This is a genomic window from Paenibacillus sp. 2TAB23, from assembly GCF_052115165.1.
Taxonomy (GTDB): Bacteria; Bacillota; Bacilli; order Paenibacillales; family Paenibacillaceae; genus Pristimantibacillus.
In genome coordinates, this window is sequence record NZ_JBFRGD010000001.1 from 531,740 (window position 1) to 547,687 (window position 15,948).

Below are 15,948 nucleotides of genomic sequence, written 5' to 3' on the forward strand. Positions count from 1 at the left end.
TCGAAAAGCGATTCCAATAAATCGCATCAATGGTATGGTTATAGCAAATAGCCTAGACGTATACGCCTAGGCTATTTCGCAGCCAACCGACAGCAAGCTTACGGTGGAAGCAGCTATTCTTCTTTCGGTATGAATGTATAAATATCGCCCGTTTCAAGAGAATCAATCAACCGATCAAGCCATTTGTAATACTTCAGCGCTTCATCGATCTTCTCCTTATCATTCTCCAGCACGTCAAGAAATGCTTGATTGTCCGAATATTGCTGTCCTAATGCTTCGTTTTCCTTCAATGAACGGTTTAAGGCACTCATATTTTGCTCGACCGCTTTTCTCCACTTAATAGAGAAATAATCCGTGAAGTTCTGATGCCAATTCGGTTCAACTTCGTACAAATCCTTGCGTGAGCCCTTGCCCCATACTTTATTTATCATTTTCAAGTCATGCAGCGTTCGCATGCCTGTGCTCATCGATGTCTTGCTCATTCCCATCGTATGGCTCATATCGTCTAGCGTAACCGGCTCACGGTTGAAATACATGTTTCCATATAGATGACCAATAGATAATGTTATGCCGTACAAGTCCATGTTTTTCCCGATTGATTCGATGACGCGGCGGCGCGTGTTGTTCAGCTTCATTAGCTGCTCTTCGTTTAATGCTGCAAGTTCATTCATGTCGTTCCTCCTGAGGAGTGTCGTGCCCCCTATCATGCCTACATTGATTATTGTAATCAAAGGGCTGTCCATCTGTAAAGAAACCGTTTGGGATGAAAAAGGGAGTTATATCGAGCATACTGTATGTAAAGTACGTAAAGTTATAACTGTACGAACTATACGCAGGCTCACGCCTTTTGACCATAGCAAAGATAACCAACTAAACTTATGGGAGTCGAAATATTCCACAAGGGGGCACAACATGGCGATTATAGAAGCCAAGAGGCTAACCAAGATTTTCGGAGCCGATCCGAAAAAGGCGATCCCGCTGCTGGATAAAGGATGGTCTAAAGAAAAGATTTTTGCGGAAACGAAGCTTACGGTTGGGGTTAACCAAGCAAGCTTCTCCATTGAAGAAGGACAAATATTTGTCATCATGGGCTTGTCAGGCAGCGGCAAGTCGACGCTCGTTCGTCTTCTTAACCGATTGATTGAGCCTACGATAGGCCAAGTGTTATTTAACGGAACGGATGTCCTGAAGATGAATCCGGAACAGCTTCGTACGTTTAGAAGGAAAAACGTCGGCATGGTGTTTCAGAAGTTCGCGCTGTTCCCGCATCGTACCGTCATTCAGAACATCGAATACGGACTTGAGGTACAGGGCATCGACAAAAAGAAACGTAAAGAAATGGCGATGAATTCGCTTGAGCTCGTCGGATTAAAAGGCTGGGAGAACAGCTACCCCGATCAGCTCAGCGGCGGCATGCAGCAGCGTGTAGGGCTGGCAAGGGGACTTGCTAATGACCCAGACGTTCTTCTCATGGATGAAGCCTTCAGCGCGCTTGATCCGCTTATTCGGAAGGATATGCAGGACGAGCTGCTCGAGCTCCAGTCCAAAATGAAAAAAACGATTGTGTTTATTACGCATGACCTGAATGAGGCACTGCGGATTGGCGATCAGATTGCTTTGATGAAAGACGGAAGCATCGTACAAATCGGTTCACCCGAAGAAATATTGATGCAGCCAGCCAATAAGTACGTAGAACGCTTCGTTGAAGACGTCGATTTGTCCAAAGTACTGACCGCTTCGCATGTCATGATCAAGCCAGAGACGATCACGATTGAGAAAGGTCCTCGCGTCGCGTTGCAGTTCATGCGTGACCGCGGCGTATCAAGCTTATATGTCGTGGACAAAGGCATGCGGCTGCTCGGCGTTATTACGGCAGAGGATGCGGCAAATGCCATTAAAAGCGGCTCGAAGCTTGAAGAAGCAATGGAACGGGAAGCGCCCTTCGCAACGCCCGATACGATGCTTAATGATTTGTTCGAATTAATGAGCCTTTCCAAGTTTCCCGTTTCCATTATCGATGATAATGGCCGGCTTAAGGGCATTGTCATCAAAGGCGCGGTTCTGGCCGCATTGTCAGGAAATTCAGGGTTAGAGGCAGGTGCTCGTCATGAATCTGCCTAAAATCCCGTTAGCTGATTGGATTGAATCGTTGGAAGCTTGGCTGGAAGCCCATTTTGACCCGTTCTTCAGATTCATTCGAATGATTGTCGGCGAAACCGTCAATGGGCTGGATACGGCGCTTAATTGGTTCCCAGCACTTGTTCTTATCCTGTTGTTTACGATAATAGCCTGGTCTATCGGTAAGTGGAGAATGGCCTTATTTACACTAATTGGCTTGCTCATTATCGAAAACCTCGGTTTATGGAGCCAAACGATGCAGACGCTCGCGCTCGTCTTGACCTCGGCCTTCATCTCGGTTCTGATTGGCGTTCCAGTCGGAATTTTATGCGCTAGGTATGGCAGCTTTCAAAAAATCGTTACACCGCTGCTTGATTTCATGCAGACGATGCCTGCCTTCGTATATTTGCTCCCAGCCGTCACCTTTTTCTCGTTAGGTGTCGTTCCTGGCGTTATCTCTTCTATTATATTCGCGATACCGCCTACGATCAGGCTGACGAACCTTGGCATTCGCCAAGTACCGGAAGAGCTGGTGGAAGCGGCCGATGCCTTTGGTTCAACGCCTCTCCAGAAGCTCATCAAGCTTCAGCTTCCGATTGCTATGCCGACTATAATGGCCGGTATCAATCAGACCATCATGCTCTCTCTGTCGATGGTCGTCATAGCTTCCATGATTGGCGCTCAAGGTGTTGGCGCCTATGTCTACCGCGCTGTAACGCAGGGCAATACCGGCGTAGGCTTTGAAGCCGGCCTTGCTATTGTTATTTTGGCCATCATATTGGACCGCTTGACGCAGCAGGTTATTCGAAAAAGCAAAGCCGTATAACATCATGCAGGATAACAACCATTTATATGGGATATGTCATGCAGAAATTTAAGGAGTGATTTTTTGAAATTCAATCGTATAAGTATACTTGCAGCAGCTGTTCTGGTAATCGCATTAGTAGCAGGCTGCTCCGCCTCGAGCGGCAGCAGCAAGAAAAAAGTAACATTGGCTTATGTCGCATGGGATTCCGAAATCGCCAGCACCTATGTCGTAAAAGAAGTGTTGGAACAAAAATTGAATTATGAGGTTGAGCTGATGCAGGTAGACGCTGGACCGATGTGGGCCGGCATTTCCGACGGGAGCGCCGATGCTATGGTAGCGGCTTGGCTGCCAACGACCCATGCTTCATACGTGACCAAATATAATGGAAAATACGAGGACCTCGGGCCAAACCTTGAGGGCACCAAAATCGGACTTGTTGTACCACAGTACATGGACGTCAACAGCATCGATGAACTAAATGACGCGGTAGGCGATACTGTTGACCATACCATCATCGGCATCGAGCCCGGCGCCGGAATCATGATGTCAACGGAGAAAGTACTGGATGCTTATAAGCTCCGCGACAAATGGACGCTGCTGGAGAGTTCATCGGCAGCGATGACGCAGCAGCTCGAGAAGGCATATGCAAACAAAGAGCCGATCGTCGTCACGGGCTGGACGCCTCACTGGATGTTCGCCAAGATGGAGCTTAAGTATTTAGAAGATCCCCAAAATGTATATGGCGGAGACGAGCAGATTCATACGGTTGCCCGCAAAGGATTAAAGGAGGATCAACCGGATGCCTTCACATTCCTCGACCAGTTTAACTGGACGCCAGATGATATGGCAGCGGTTATGATTCAAATCCAAGAAGGCAAAACGCCGGAGGCAGCAGCCAAAGCATGGGTTGAACAGAACGCGAGTAAAGTTGATACTTGGATCGCCGAATAATATAAAAAAGCAGAGCGGATTTCGCTCTGCTTTTTTTCTTATGACGCTTGCCCGCTACGTCATATATAGCTTCATCGGCGACAATGAGCATGTTAAGTACTCATGGGCTATTAATCACAGCTAAAAAAAAGCATCTGGCAAGGAGACGATTGTCTCCCATCCAAATGCTTCTTGTGCTATTAATCCAAGCAGTAAGGCTGCAGGCCCAGCGGCAATGGTGCCGGACGCTCGCAAGTGCTTTTCATTACGTAGTGGACGCCTTGCTCAGAAGCGTCGTGGAAGCCATGCATCGCTTCCAGCACGTGATAAGCAAGCTCGCCGTTCGCGCGATGCTTGCGGCCGGTTTGGATCGCCTTCGCCATATCGGCTGCACCGACGCCGCGCGCATTTTCCGTATAGCCATAAGCCAGAGGGATGTTGGACCATTCGTTTGCGCCAGCTCGCCATAGCTTGATTTCGCCACTGAAGCTGTTCGGATCGGGTACGAGCAGCGTTCCTGTGCTGCCATACACCTCAATGCGCGGAAGGGTGGATCCGCCTTTAACGTCGAAGCTCGTTAACAGCGTTCCGATCTGTCCCGAGGCAAAGTCCATTACGCCAGCGATATGCGTCGGAACCTCTACCTGAACCTGTTGGCCATATTTGGGTTTGCTCGTAATCGTACGCTCTGGGAATGATATGCGGGCAGAGCCCGTGACACGGGTAATCGGTCCAAGCAGCGCGACAAGCGCAGTCAAATAATAAGGTCCCATATCGAACATTGGGCCGCCGCCTTTTTGATAATAAAACTCTGGCGACGGATGCCAGGATTCATGTCCGCCTCCGACCATGAAAGCGGTAGCCCCAATCGGAGTTCCGATCCAGCCGTCTTCCAGCAGCTTAATGCTCGTCTGAATGCCGCCGCCGAGGAAGGTGTCAGGCGCGCTTCCGACCAATAGTCCTTTTCTCGCTGCGAGATCCAGCACCTCCTGCGCTTCCTCCCGCGTTACCGCAAACGGTTTCTCCACATAGACATGCTTGCCGGCTTCCAGTGCTCTCAAGCATACGGACGCATGGGCTTGCGGAATCGTTAAGTTAATAATCAATTGAATCTCGGGATCTGCCAGCAAATCCTCAACTGAACAGCCGCGAACACCAAATTCCTCGCCCCGCGCAATGGCCCGTTCCACATCCAAATCCGCGCAAGCCACTACTTGAAGCGCGTCGAAGCGATTTCCGTTTTCAAAATAAATACCGCTAATATTGCCTGTACCGATAATGCCCGCTTTAATTTTCTCCATTGTCGCCCGTCCCTCGTCCCATATCCTAGTTTTTAATCACGTTTGCTTACAGCTGATTATCTGCCATGCCGCTATATGCGGCTGATGCCGTTCCCGCCTCAAGCGCTTTGGCCTTGCCTTCCGCGCACCATAGGAATCCGCGGCGCATAAGCTCCTTCACGGTCGGAATTTCAATAATATTCGCCTGATGCCCAAGCGAATTGTAATACACGCGTCCAACGCCCCATCGCTTCGTCCAAGCAACTGGCATATCGACAGCCTTGTTGAGTGAATGCGGCCCAGGCGAAAGCGGGAATCGCGTCGTCGCCAGCACCTCTACCGCAGGATCCACATGCAAATAATATTGCTCGGAGCTGACGGTGAAATCGTCGATGCCGTCAGTAAGCGGGCTCGATGAGTTATTGATATTGACGATATATTCCACACCGTCATTGCCTGGATGAGCAACCCATTGGCCGCCCGTCATGAACTGCCAATCCACATTTTCGCGGAAAGCATCGCACATGCCTCCATGACAGCCTGCCAATCCTACTCCGCTTTGGACAGCAGCGGAGACGTTATCGACCAATTGCTGTTCAATCCGTGCCATCGTCCATACCGGGACAATGAGATCTAGTCCTTTCAGCTTCTCAGCATCAGAGAATGCTTCCAGCGTATCTGACACCTCAACTTCAAAATCCTCGGCAACAAGCACCTCGCGGAAAATTTCAGCGACCTCTTTCGGCTGATGACCATCCCATCCGCCCCATACGATTAATGCTTTTTTCATCGAATTCGTCCTGCCTCTCACTTGGATTTCGTCCACTTTATCATTCCATGCTAAGCTAGCTCACTAATTGAAACCCAGCGCCGCTCGGCAATAGAGCGATCCACCGCCTCAAGCACCTCCTGGCATTTCACGCCGTCTACGAAGTTCGGCACAGGCTGACGGTCCTCGGCAAAAGCTTGCATCAGCTCATGCATTTCATGGGTGAACGTATGCTCGTAACCAATCGTATGACCAGCAGGCCACCATGCATCCATGTAAGCATGTGACGGATCCGTAGCCAGCACGCGCCTGAAGCCCTGCACGTCCTCCGCATCGTCTGTGAAATAAACCTGAAGCTCGTTCATCCGCTCGAAATCAAACTTAATACTGCCTTTGCTGCCATTGATTTCGAAGGCATTCGTACAACGATGGCCTGCCGCAAAGCGAGTCGCCTCGAAGCTGCCGAGCGCGCCGCCGGCAAAACGAGTCATGAATACGGTCGCGTCATCAACGGTAACCGGTCCGCGTGGTCCGTCCTCGCTTCCTTTTGCGCTAAGGCCGGTCATTGTCGATGCAATAGGGCGTTCCTTCACGAACGTCTCACTCATGCCAATAACCTCGTCAAACTCGCCGACTAGGAATCGCGCCATGTCGATCAAATGCGCACCTAAATCTCCATGCGACCCAGAACCGGCAATTTCCTTCTGAAGGCGCCATACGAGCGGGAAGTTCGGATCGATAATCCAATCCTGCAGGAATACAGCGCGGAAATGATATATCTCTCCAAGACGCCCATCGGAAACGAGCTTTTTGGCAAGCTGCACCGCTGGCGCAAACCGGTAGTTGAAGCCAACCATATGCTTCACGCCGGCCTTCTCTGCCGCTTCCAGCATCTCGCGGGAATCCTCAAGCGTAAGCGCAAGCGGCTTCTCACAGAAAATATGCTTGCCTGCCTCGGCTGCAGCCAGCGCGATTGCCTTATGCGCATCGCTTGGCGCATTAATATCGATTAAGTCAATATCATCCCGTTTCACAAGCTCCTTCCAATCCGTTTCAGAGCTTTGCCAGCCGAATTGTGTCTTTGCTTGCTCTAACCCTTGCGGATCGCGGCCGCATATTGCCGTCATCTCCGGCTTGATCGAATCCGGGAAAAACATCGGGAGCGCGCGGTATGCATTGCTGTGCGCCTTACCCATAAATTTATAGCCCACCATGCCAACTCTTACTTTATCCATAACCTACCGCCTCTCTTATGCGTAAACGGGATCCGCAGACGTATGCGGTAATACCTGTTTCGCGATTGAACCAAGGTTTGAAACAGCTTGCCAGATTGCATGTCATACCCTTTATTCATAGGTTGATGTTTCCCTTATGACTAACTGAATGGGCAGCAGGCTGCCTGCTGTGTTCCCAGCTTCTCCGGTTTGTGTTTGGTCGAGCAGCCTTGCAGCCGCCAGCTTGCCCATCTCGTAGAAGGGCACCGCAACGGTCGTAAGCTGAGGACTAATGATGCGCGAGCCGTCTGAATCATCGTATCCGACCATTGCATACTGCTTCCCAGCTTCAAGACCGATCTCCCGTAAGCCTTGCATTAATCCGATTGCCATTCGGTCGTTGGCTGCGAATATGGCATCCACGCTTCCTGACTTAATCTGAAAAGCAAGCCGCTCAGCCAGCTCATAGCCGCTCTTGCGACTGTAATTACCGACGTAGACCAGCTCTTGCTCATAACGAATGTCCGCCTCACCCAGCGCCTTCTTGTAACCCTCGAGCCTGTCCGTACTATTCGAGTATTGCAGCGGTCCATTGATGAAAGCAATGCTCCGGCAGCCCTGCTCAAGCAAATGACGGACAGCATCCATGCTGCCGGACACATGATCCGCATCCACAGTAGCGTAGGCTGCTTCGTCATATCGCTGGTTAACCAGGCAGAAGGGGTAATCCCCCGCTTTAAGCTCAGCCAGCGCAGCTCGTTCCTCCGGCACGTCCTGCGAGCCAAGCACGATACAGGCATCGACCTTTTGCGTTCGGAATAGATTCGCGTAATCCCTCGCGCCGTCCGGCTCCCTGAAGATGAGCAGCAGGTCATAGCCGCAGCGCTTTGCCGTTTCGCCGATCCCGCTTAATATCTCCGAGAAATAGTAGGTAGAGAACAGGCGAACCTTTGGCATAAATGGCAGAATAACGCCGATATTCCCGCTTTTCCGTCTAGCGAATTGCTGCGCCAGCGCATTCGGTACATAACCGACAGCAGCTGCAGCCTGCAGCACCCGCTCCCTGGTCTCCTCCTTAAGAGGGCCGACATTATTTAATACCCTCGACACGGTCGCCTCGGAGACACCTGCCAGCTTCGCTACTTCTTTCCTGCTAATGATCGAATGCCTCCTGAAATGACGGATATAGTGCATCAAGATATAGTGCATCAAGATATAGTGCATCAAGATATAGTGCATTAAGATATAGTGCATCAAGATATAGTGCATCAAGATATAGTGCATCAAAATATAGTGGATCAATACAAAGTTGTCTTTACTCTAATGGTGATTGCTTAACATTGGACGTAAACTCTCATTATTCCTAATTCAAGGACATAATCTAACCGCTCAATCCAGAAAAATGTAATCGTTTGAACAATCAATGTACACGCGTACATTATTGCATGAAAACGTTTCACCGTCAATGCTCTATTTGATACAAATTTCCAGCACCTTATCATTCAGCAGAAAGGAGCTGTCTCAAACTCGATTTTGAAAAAATACAGTACTCGCTTGTTAAGCGATTTAGGGTTTTAAAAAAACCTTCAGCGCCACTTTCATAGTGGTGTTGAAGGCTCATTGGTGCATGTTACGAATATGGCCGACTGCTTTGCTACCCTATTAGGACAGTCCCTTTACCCTTTATACTGACCTTGTTACTTCTTTGCAATTTCGTTAATCCAATCAAAGACAGCAGACAGCGCATTCGCTTCCTCGCTCATATTCATCCGATCCACATAAGCAGCCCGGTTCGCGTACAATCGATCAACGCTCTCTGCAAGCGTCACTGCGGTCAGCTTCTCTTCATACAGAATATCGGCATAGCCCGATTTCTCGAACGACTGCGCGTTCAGAATTTGGTCGCCGCGGCTCTGCTCCTTCGTCAGCGGAATGAGCAGCATCGGTTTTTTCAGGGAGAGAAACTCGAAGATCGAGTTGGACCCTGCGCGTGAAATGACTAGATCGGTCATCGCCAGCACGTCTGGCAGCTGCTCGTTCACATATTCAAATTGCTTATAGCCAGGCATCGTAAGCGAAGGGTCAACTTGATTTTTCCCGCATAAATGTACGATCTGATATTGCTTAGTAAGGGCTATTAACGACTGCCTGACCGCCGTATTGATCTTCCGCGCCCCTAGGCTGCCGCCCATAATAAGAATAACGGGTTTGCTCCTCGTAAAGCCGCAGAAGGCTCTGCCGCGATCTGCGTTTCCTTGCTTTACCTCCTCACGGATGACAGCGCCAACATGCCTGCTTTTGTCAGCCTTCAGCATGCCTCCCGTTTCAGGGAAGGTCGTGCATACGCCAGTGGCAAACGGGATTGAAATCCGGTTAGCCAGTCCCGGCGTTAAATCGGATTCGTGAATAAGCAGAGGTACCTTGTTCAGCCATGCGCCAAGCACAACGGGCACAGACACAAAGCCGCCTTTGGAGAAAATAACATTCGGTTTGTTCTTCTTAATAAGCCGATACGCCTGAAACAGCCCCTTTACAACCTTGAAAGGGTCTTTAATATTTTGCATATCGATGTATCTTCTGAGCTTGCCGGTCGAAATAGGAAAATATTGGACCTCCGGAATCGTTGCGATAAGCTGCCGTTCAATACCGCTCTCCGATCCGATATATTGAACTGACCAGCCCTCTTCCAAAAACCGCGGGATCAAGGCCAAATTAACGGTAACGTGTCCGGCTGAGCCTCCCCCGGTGAACATGATTGTTTTCATGAATGACTAGCCACCTATCGTTTTTTATCCATCTATTATACGGGCAAACCTGTTTTTTAGCACTGCATTTCCAACAATCGATCGCAAAAGAAAAAGCATCCCCAGCCTCCTGCGCTGCTGCGAGGGTAGACTTGGGATGCTGCCGGCTTCTTATAACCAGATGCTTAAGGCGCCGTTTCCAAAAACTTAGATGTCGGATTCTTGTCGATAGCGGTACGCATCGCATACTCATTCTCGAACAAGACGACGTAATTGCCCTTCTTATCCTTCACAAGCGTCGTATTGATACGGAATTTGCCGGGATCAATATTGTCATCCACGATCCAGCGCGCGAATTGGAACTGCATGCGGTGCAGTTGAATATCGACGCCGTACTCCGCCTTCATCCGATGCTCGAATACCTCGAATTGCAAATGCCCGACAACGCCAAGAATCGTCTCGTCGAAGTTGCCGGTGGAATGGAACACCTGAATCGTGCCCTCTTCCGTCAGCTGGTCAATGCCCTTCTGATACTGCTTATGCTTAAGCGCGTTTTTGACGGTTACTTTGGCGAATATCTCCGGGGAAAACGTCGGCAGCTCGTCGAATACAACCTCTCCGCCTTGCGACAAAGAATCGCCGATTCGGAATATGCCTGGGTCAAACAAACCGATAATGTCGCCTGGGTATGCTGTATCTACGATATCGCGATCCTGCGCGAGAAATTGCTGCGGCTGCGCCAGCTTAATATCCTTGCCGTTGCGAACATGGCGTACGCTCATGCCTCTTTCGAATTTGCCGGAGCAAATACGCAGGAAAGCGATCCGATCGCGATGCGCTGGATTCATATTGGCTTGAATTTTGAACACATAGCCGGTGAACTTCTCATTCGTCGGTTCTACCTGTCCAGACGTGCTATTGCGGGAGGTTGGCTTAGGCGCCAGCTGCAGGAAGTTCTCAAGAAAAGTCTGCACGCCGAAGTTATTAACCGCGCTTCCGAAGAACACAGGTGTCAGCTCGCCCGCCTGCACCTTCTCGAAGTCAAATTGATCGCCTGCAACATCTAGCAGCTCCAGGTCTCCGATCAGCTGGTCCGTCAAATAATCGCCAGCCATCTCGCGGATCAATGGATCATTATAATCACTGACCTTGCGCACTTCTATCGTGGAATGGTCATTGCCTTGGAACAGCTCTACTTGGGTCTTCATCCGGTCGTACACGCCGCATAGCTCGCGGCCCATGCCGATCGGCCAGTTCATCGGTACGGCACGGATGCCCAGCACCCGCTCCAGCTCCTCCATTAATTCAAATGGACTTTGGCCTTCGCGGTCCAGCTTATTGATAAATGTAAATATCGGAATGCCGCGCTTGCGGCAAACTTGGAACAGTTTGATCGTTTGTGCCTCTACGCCTTTGGCAACGTCAATAAGCATGACGGCACTATCGGCTGCGGTAAGCGTACGATACGTGTCTTCACTGAAATCTTGGTGGCCTGGTGTATCGAGAATATTGACGCGGTGATCTAAATAATCGAACTGCATTACGCTCGACGTTACGGAAATTCCCCGCTGCTTCTCGATTTCCATCCAGTCGGACGTGGCGTGTCGGCTCGCTTTGCGCGCCTTGACTGACCCTGCAAGCCGAATGGCTCCTCCGAATAGGAGGAGCTTCTCAGTTAGGGTTGTTTTCCCTGCATCAGGGTGAGAGATAATTGCGAACGTACGCCGCTTATCTACTTCCTGTTTTATTTCTTCGCTTAACGATTTGCTCATGCTTGACTTCCCTTCATTACGTAAGGTATGCGGGCAGCGGTTATTTGCCGCTGTTCGAAACCCAAATAACTTTATCTTCCTCTTGTCCGTTCACAGGCCACCAATGGAAGCCATCATCCCCAAGCATCTGGTTCGCCGCATCCGGCCCCCATGATCCTGCCGGGTACTGCTTCAGATCGCTTTTGTCCTCGCGCCACGCCTGTGCGATGCGGTCAACGAATGCCCAAGCCTGGGATACTTCGTCCCAGCGCGTGAAATAGGTTGAATCCCCGCGTACTGCATCATGGATAAGGCGCTCATAAGCTTCAGGCGTATTCAAGCCAACCTGGCAGCTTTGGCAAAATTCCATCGCTACCGGCTGTACGGAATTGTTCTCGCCCGGTGTTTTTGCATTTACTTTAATATATATGCCCTCAAGCGGATTTACGCGAATAACGAGCAGGTTCGGAGCGAGATCATGACGCTGCGCGAACAAGACGTTCTGCGGCATCGATTTGAATTCAATGACGATTTCCGTCGTTTTGACTGGAAGACGCTTGCCTGTCCGAATATAAAACGGCACGCCAGCCCAGCGGAAATTATCTACAAATACTTTGGCAGCGAAATACGTTTCAGTCGTTGAATCCTCGGCAACCGAATCCTCTTGACGATAGCCGGGAAGATCCTTCCCGTGATGGCTGCCTTCGCTGTATTGCCCGCGAACAACGTTTTCTCGCACTTCATCGCTGGACTTATAATTGCGAAGGGAGCGAAGCACCTTTACCTTCTCGTCACGAATATCTTCTCCGTGCAAGCGGCTTGGTGGCTCCATAGCGATCATCGTCAGCATTTGCAGCATATGGTTCTGGCCCATGTCCCGCAAAGCGCCTGACTTATCATAATAACCGCCGCGATCCTCAACGCCTACCGTTTCCGATAGGGTAATCTGGACATTGGCAATATGGTTATTATTCCACAAAGGCTCAAAAAATGCATTCGCAAAACGAATGACTTGAATATTTTGAACCATTTCCTTGCCGAGGTAATGGTCGATCCGATAAATTTCTTCCTCTTTAAACACTTGGTTGATCTGTTCGTTCAGCTTCTGTGCAGACGGCAAATCGTAGCCGAAGGGCTTCTCGATTACGACACGGTGCCAGCCCTTCGATTCAAGCAACCCACCGTCGCGCAGGTTGAATGAAACCGGCCCGAATAGCGAAGGTGCAAGCGCCAAATAAAAGAGACGATTGCCTGGAATGTCGAACTTCGCATCAAGCTGCTCGGACAATTTGCTAAGCTCCTTGAAGCCCTCCACATCGTTGATATCCAGCGACATGTATACGAAATGTTCGGCAAAACGGTTCCAAAGCTCGGCATCGTCCGCTTTATATCGGCAAAATTCTACGATTGATTCGTACAGGTCGGCACGGAATTGCTCATTGGTGCGAGGACGTCTTGCAAGGCCAACTACGGCAAAGTTCTCCGAAAGCTTGCCTTCTTTATATAAACTGAAAAGGGCTGGGAATAGCTTGCGCCGAGCCAAATCGCCCGTTGCTCCGAACAGATAGTAAACAGAGCCCTCTGCGGAGACGGATTCAAGAGTATTCGTATATGTCATTTGCCTCATTCTTTCCCTATGTATTTTATACAGCTTCACATGTAATGTAGTTTAGCATATCCAACTATAATTCGCTATTCAACTTATCATAAAAAATACTGATAAGATCCGTTACTTATTCTAATCTGATCGGCTATTTCAGTCATTTTCAGCCTTGGAAACGCTGTATTCTCCAGTAATAACTGGTATTCCGATCGTTAATTCGGTATTTCCCGTGTCTGTATCTTTATGCAAGGCAACTTGAAAGTTTGCAGATTTGCCGTTCTCGACTGGAATGACAGAATGCAGCATCCGGGTATAGAAGGTTTCGCTGATCGTGCCTGCATCTTCATATCGGTCAATGGTTTTAGCATCGGTCAGCCTAGTCATTCTTTGGATAGTCTGGTCATGCTTCGTATACCCTTGAACCTTCATGCTGCTTGTAAAAGCAGGCGAAATGAGCGCAATCTTCGACGAAATATCCGCTGATTTTTGCAGCAAGCTTTCCCTCTCAATACTCGCCGTGCCAGCCGTCTCTAGAAGAACCATAAGCTGCTCGCTTTGATCGTCCTTTTGAATCAAATGCAAGGATACCTTTCCTCCATATTTCGCGACTAAGCCGGAGACCGTTTTCCCTTCATTGCCGACAACCTTATCCACCGCTTCCCCCTTCTCCTCCGTAAATAACTGCAAGACAAGCTCCTGCATGGAGCCTGCTTTTCCTGTCACATCCCAACGAATTGACCAGCTCGCGCCATCTGAACCGCCTTTCACCTGATCATCGCTCCATTCCCATAGCGCCTTCAAATCATGCTGAAGCAGCTGCTCCGCCGATGTCGTTTCCTTCGGGGCATGACCTGCTTGCCAAATGGCCCATATCGCACATACGGAGATCACTGCCAAAGCAAGCAGCACTCCTTGCTTGGTACGCTTGGCCCGCTGCTTTGCCGACAAACGATGCCTTGCCGGTACGTTTTGATTCGGAATGTACATGATTTTCGCTCCTGTCCTCTCGGAATGGGTAAACATCCATACACGTTCGCCTGTAGGTGAATACACTAGTTGCAGGAATGATCAAATGGAGGTGTCATTAGCAAGTGGAACCTATTTATCCATTGCATGAAGACGTCGTTAATCGGTTTTGCGGCTATCCGGTATGCGTCGTTATGAATGACGGTTCGCGCCATGTCGGCATACTTAGCTCATGCAGCGGAGGCAAAGTGCTGCTTAATGCGGAAGCCGGCGAACTTGAGGCAAACGTGACCCAAACGCAGCCAACTGTTTCAAAAAAGAAAAAAAGCGGTAAAGGTAAAAAAGAGCTTCCACCAAAAGCAGCTGTTCCGCAAGCACAAACACAAGCTTATCCATATGATCCTTACTACTATGGACCGCGTCCTTATTATCCATGGGGCGGAGCGCTTGCGCTTGATTTCGCGCTCGTCGCTTTTCTATTCCTGCTGCTGTAATCGACTAAGCGGCTAACCGTTCGTGTGATGCCGCTTTTTTATTTTTAAATCAATCATTGACAAGTTTCGCCAGCTTTTTCATTTGCGGTATAGTATGCTGTCGCTGAACTTGCAGAAGAAGGTAGAGAGGAGATTGCTTATGAACTCATCTATTCGCTCCATCAGGAGCATTGAACGGTCATCGGCTTATACCCCCGTGCAAGCCGTCAGCTCTTATGCCTATTATCCATATAGGGACGGTGAGCCGCAGCTTGCGCCCGAGCATAACGATGAATGGAGCCGCACTTTCCACCAAGCAGCAGGCCATGCAGCTTCCTGGCTTCAGACAGCGAGACAGTCCCAGCATGCTATGAATCAGCTGTCCATTAAGCTTGGACGCGAGCTTGACAATAATGAGCCAATTGAAGGCAGCCTGGACCAGCTCGCTCTTCTTGTCAGTGATCTCGAAAACCAGTATAAGCAGGGGAAAGGCGATTTAAACCCTGAGCTGTGGCTCACCATCGAGCAAGCTCTTCGCCACCCGGCTGTTCAAGAAATCGGCTTGCACCGAGACATACATAATGGACAATGGATCATTCAAAGCCAAACGGTGGAGTCGACGGACACTGCGCAGGTGAACGTTGAACGAATGAAGCGGCTGCTGCTTGGAACGAGCGGACTATTGACAGACCTAAAGGTAGCTTTGGCCTACACAGAACAGCAGAAGCCGGAAGACCTGCTTCAGCCCGAGCTAACGTCGACCCTTCCGTATGCCGCCTATTTCAATTCTGCTCAAACCTACTCTCCTGTTCCATACGTCGGGTTAATTATCAATCAATATTTGTAATCTAACCAACGCTACATAAGGTGAAATGGCTGTCGCCATCCTTTGCCGGCGCGGCGTGTTTCATTCCGAGAAGTATAGAGAAAGGATGACGAAATCATATCCTTTCCTATAGTTTAAGATGAAACGCTGACGGCGTCCTTTCTATAGACGCCATCGTTTCGGCGAAACGTAAAGAGAAAGGATGAGCAAACTCATATCCTTTCCTATACTTCAAGCGTAACGGCTGTTGCCGTCCTCTGGCGGCTATGCTTACGTTTCGCTTAGAAATATAGAGAAAGTTAGCGAAATGATATCCTTTCCTATAGTTTAAAAAATGCCCTCTTTCCTGTATAACATGCAGGACGGAGGGCTCTATCCGTTGCACGGTAGAAACTCAGCAATATGATTGTTATGCGGTTCCAGACAGATCTGGCAAAAGAGGCTTATCACTATATTCGCCTTCTCC

The 15,948-nt window shown here is 49.5% G+C and carries 14 protein-coding genes; 5 read left to right on the forward strand and 9 right to left on the reverse strand.

The window, feature by feature from the left end; translation table 11 throughout:
- Positions 1–113: 113 nt before the first annotated feature.
- On the reverse strand, positions 114–671 hold the full coding sequence (locus AB4Z29_RS02395; RefSeq protein ID WP_441941536.1) for a GbsR/MarR family transcriptional regulator: 558 nt from the start codon (positions 669–671) through the stop codon (positions 114–116).
- A 241-nt stretch (positions 672–912) separates the two neighbouring features.
- Between AB4Z29_RS02395 and AB4Z29_RS02400 the strand changes: the two genes are divergently transcribed.
- From AB4Z29_RS02400 to AB4Z29_RS02410, 3 genes are all read left to right on the forward strand, one after another.
- Positions 913–2,121 carry a quaternary amine ABC transporter ATP-binding protein gene (locus tag AB4Z29_RS02400; RefSeq protein WP_441941537.1) on the forward strand — a complete coding sequence of 403 codons (1,209 nt, stop codon included), beginning with the start codon at positions 913–915 and terminating at the stop codon, positions 2,119–2,121.
- The gene (locus AB4Z29_RS02405; RefSeq protein WP_441941538.1) at positions 2,108–2,944 is read left to right on the forward strand and encodes an ABC transporter permease; all 837 of its coding nucleotides are present in this window, start codon (positions 2,108–2,110) and stop codon (positions 2,942–2,944) included. Before AB4Z29_RS02400 ends, AB4Z29_RS02405 begins: the two co-directional genes overlap by 14 nt.
- A gap of 63 nt (positions 2,945–3,007) precedes the next feature.
- Positions 3,008–3,877 carry a glycine betaine ABC transporter substrate-binding protein gene (locus tag AB4Z29_RS02410; protein ID WP_441941539.1) on the forward strand — a complete coding sequence of 290 codons (870 nt, stop codon included), beginning with the start codon at positions 3,008–3,010 and terminating at the stop codon, positions 3,875–3,877.
- A 179-nt stretch (positions 3,878–4,056) separates the two neighbouring features.
- Here the strand turns inward: AB4Z29_RS02410 and AB4Z29_RS02415 are convergent, their stop codons facing one another.
- The 8 genes from AB4Z29_RS02415 to AB4Z29_RS02450 form a co-directional block, all read right to left on the reverse strand.
- A complete protein-coding gene (locus tag AB4Z29_RS02415; protein ID WP_441941540.1) occupies positions 4,057–5,157 on the reverse strand; it encodes a Gfo/Idh/MocA family protein in 1,101 nt (366 codons plus the stop codon).
- A 46-nt stretch (positions 5,158–5,203) separates the two neighbouring features.
- Entirely contained in the window at positions 5,204–5,926 is a 723-nt protein-coding gene (locus AB4Z29_RS02420) for a ThuA domain-containing protein (RefSeq protein ID WP_441941541.1), read from the reverse strand.
- A gap of 50 nt (positions 5,927–5,976) precedes the next feature.
- Positions 5,977–7,140 (reverse strand): Gfo/Idh/MocA family protein, encoded by a 1,164-nt coding sequence (locus tag AB4Z29_RS02425; RefSeq protein WP_183568941.1) that lies wholly within the window; start codon positions 7,138–7,140, stop codon positions 5,977–5,979.
- A 111-nt stretch (positions 7,141–7,251) separates the two neighbouring features.
- Entirely contained in the window at positions 7,252–8,328 is a 1,077-nt protein-coding gene (locus AB4Z29_RS02430) for a LacI family DNA-binding transcriptional regulator (protein ID WP_441941591.1), read from the reverse strand.
- A gap of 488 nt (positions 8,329–8,816) precedes the next feature.
- Positions 8,817–9,884: an undecaprenyldiphospho-muramoylpentapeptide beta-N-acetylglucosaminyltransferase gene (locus AB4Z29_RS02435; RefSeq protein ID WP_441941542.1), complete on the reverse strand. Its 1,068-nt coding sequence runs from the start codon at positions 9,882–9,884 to the stop codon at positions 8,817–8,819.
- Between the two features lie 164 nt (positions 9,885–10,048).
- Positions 10,049–11,635 carry a peptide chain release factor 3 gene (locus tag AB4Z29_RS02440; protein WP_441941543.1) on the reverse strand — a complete coding sequence of 529 codons (1,587 nt, stop codon included), beginning with the start codon at positions 11,633–11,635 and terminating at the stop codon, positions 10,049–10,051.
- A 40-nt stretch (positions 11,636–11,675) separates the two neighbouring features.
- Positions 11,676–13,232, reverse strand: a complete 1,557-nt coding sequence (zwf, locus tag AB4Z29_RS02445; RefSeq protein WP_441941544.1) for a glucose-6-phosphate dehydrogenase — start codon at positions 13,230–13,232, stop codon at positions 11,676–11,678.
- 138 nt (positions 13,233–13,370) lie between these two features.
- On the reverse strand, positions 13,371–14,204 hold the full coding sequence (locus AB4Z29_RS02450) for a YwmB family TATA-box binding protein (protein WP_441941545.1): 834 nt from the start codon (positions 14,202–14,204) through the stop codon (positions 13,371–13,373).
- A 104-nt stretch (positions 14,205–14,308) separates the two neighbouring features.
- On the opposite strand from AB4Z29_RS02450, the gene AB4Z29_RS02455 reads away from it, so the two are divergent.
- On the forward strand, positions 14,309–14,677 hold the full coding sequence (locus tag AB4Z29_RS02455) for a hypothetical protein (RefSeq protein WP_441941546.1): 369 nt from the start codon (positions 14,309–14,311) through the stop codon (positions 14,675–14,677).
- A 139-nt stretch (positions 14,678–14,816) separates the two neighbouring features.
- Positions 14,817–15,503 (forward strand): hypothetical protein, encoded by a 687-nt coding sequence (locus AB4Z29_RS02460; RefSeq protein WP_441941547.1) that lies wholly within the window; start codon positions 14,817–14,819, stop codon positions 15,501–15,503.
- The last annotated feature ends 445 nt before the right edge of the window (positions 15,504–15,948 follow it).

Coding starts and splice junctions, on each gene's coding strand:
- AB4Z29_RS02395 (WP_441941536.1), bottom strand. CDS start 671: ATGAATGAACTTGCAGCATTAAACGAAGAGCAGCTAATGAAGCTGAAC.
- AB4Z29_RS02400 (WP_441941537.1), top strand. CDS start 913: ATGGCGATTATAGAAGCCAAGAGGCTAACCAAGATTTTCGGAGCCGAT.
- AB4Z29_RS02405 (WP_441941538.1), top strand. CDS start 2,108: ATGAATCTGCCTAAAATCCCGTTAGCTGATTGGATTGAATCGTTGGAA.
- AB4Z29_RS02415 (WP_441941540.1), bottom strand. CDS start 5,157: ATGGAGAAAATTAAAGCGGGCATTATCGGTACAGGCAATATTAGCGGT.
- AB4Z29_RS02420 (WP_441941541.1), bottom strand. CDS start 5,926: ATGAAAAAAGCATTAATCGTATGGGGCGGATGGGATGGTCATCAGCCG.
- AB4Z29_RS02425 (WP_183568941.1), bottom strand. CDS start 7,140: ATGGATAAAGTAAGAGTTGGCATGGTGGGCTATAAATTTATGGGTAAG.
- AB4Z29_RS02430 (WP_441941591.1), bottom strand. CDS start 8,328: ATGCACTATATCTTGATGCACTATATCCGTCATTTCAGGAGGCATTCG.
- AB4Z29_RS02435 (WP_441941542.1), bottom strand. CDS start 9,884: ATGAAAACAATCATGTTCACCGGGGGAGGCTCAGCCGGACACGTTACC.
- AB4Z29_RS02440 (WP_441941543.1), bottom strand. CDS start 11,635: ATGAGCAAATCGTTAAGCGAAGAAATAAAACAGGAAGTAGATAAGCGG.
- zwf (WP_441941544.1), bottom strand. CDS start 13,232: ATGACATATACGAATACTCTTGAATCCGTCTCCGCAGAGGGCTCTGTT.
- AB4Z29_RS02450 (WP_441941545.1), bottom strand. CDS start 14,204: ATGTACATTCCGAATCAAAACGTACCGGCAAGGCATCGTTTGTCGGCA.
- AB4Z29_RS02460 (WP_441941547.1), top strand. CDS start 14,817: ATGAACTCATCTATTCGCTCCATCAGGAGCATTGAACGGTCATCGGCT.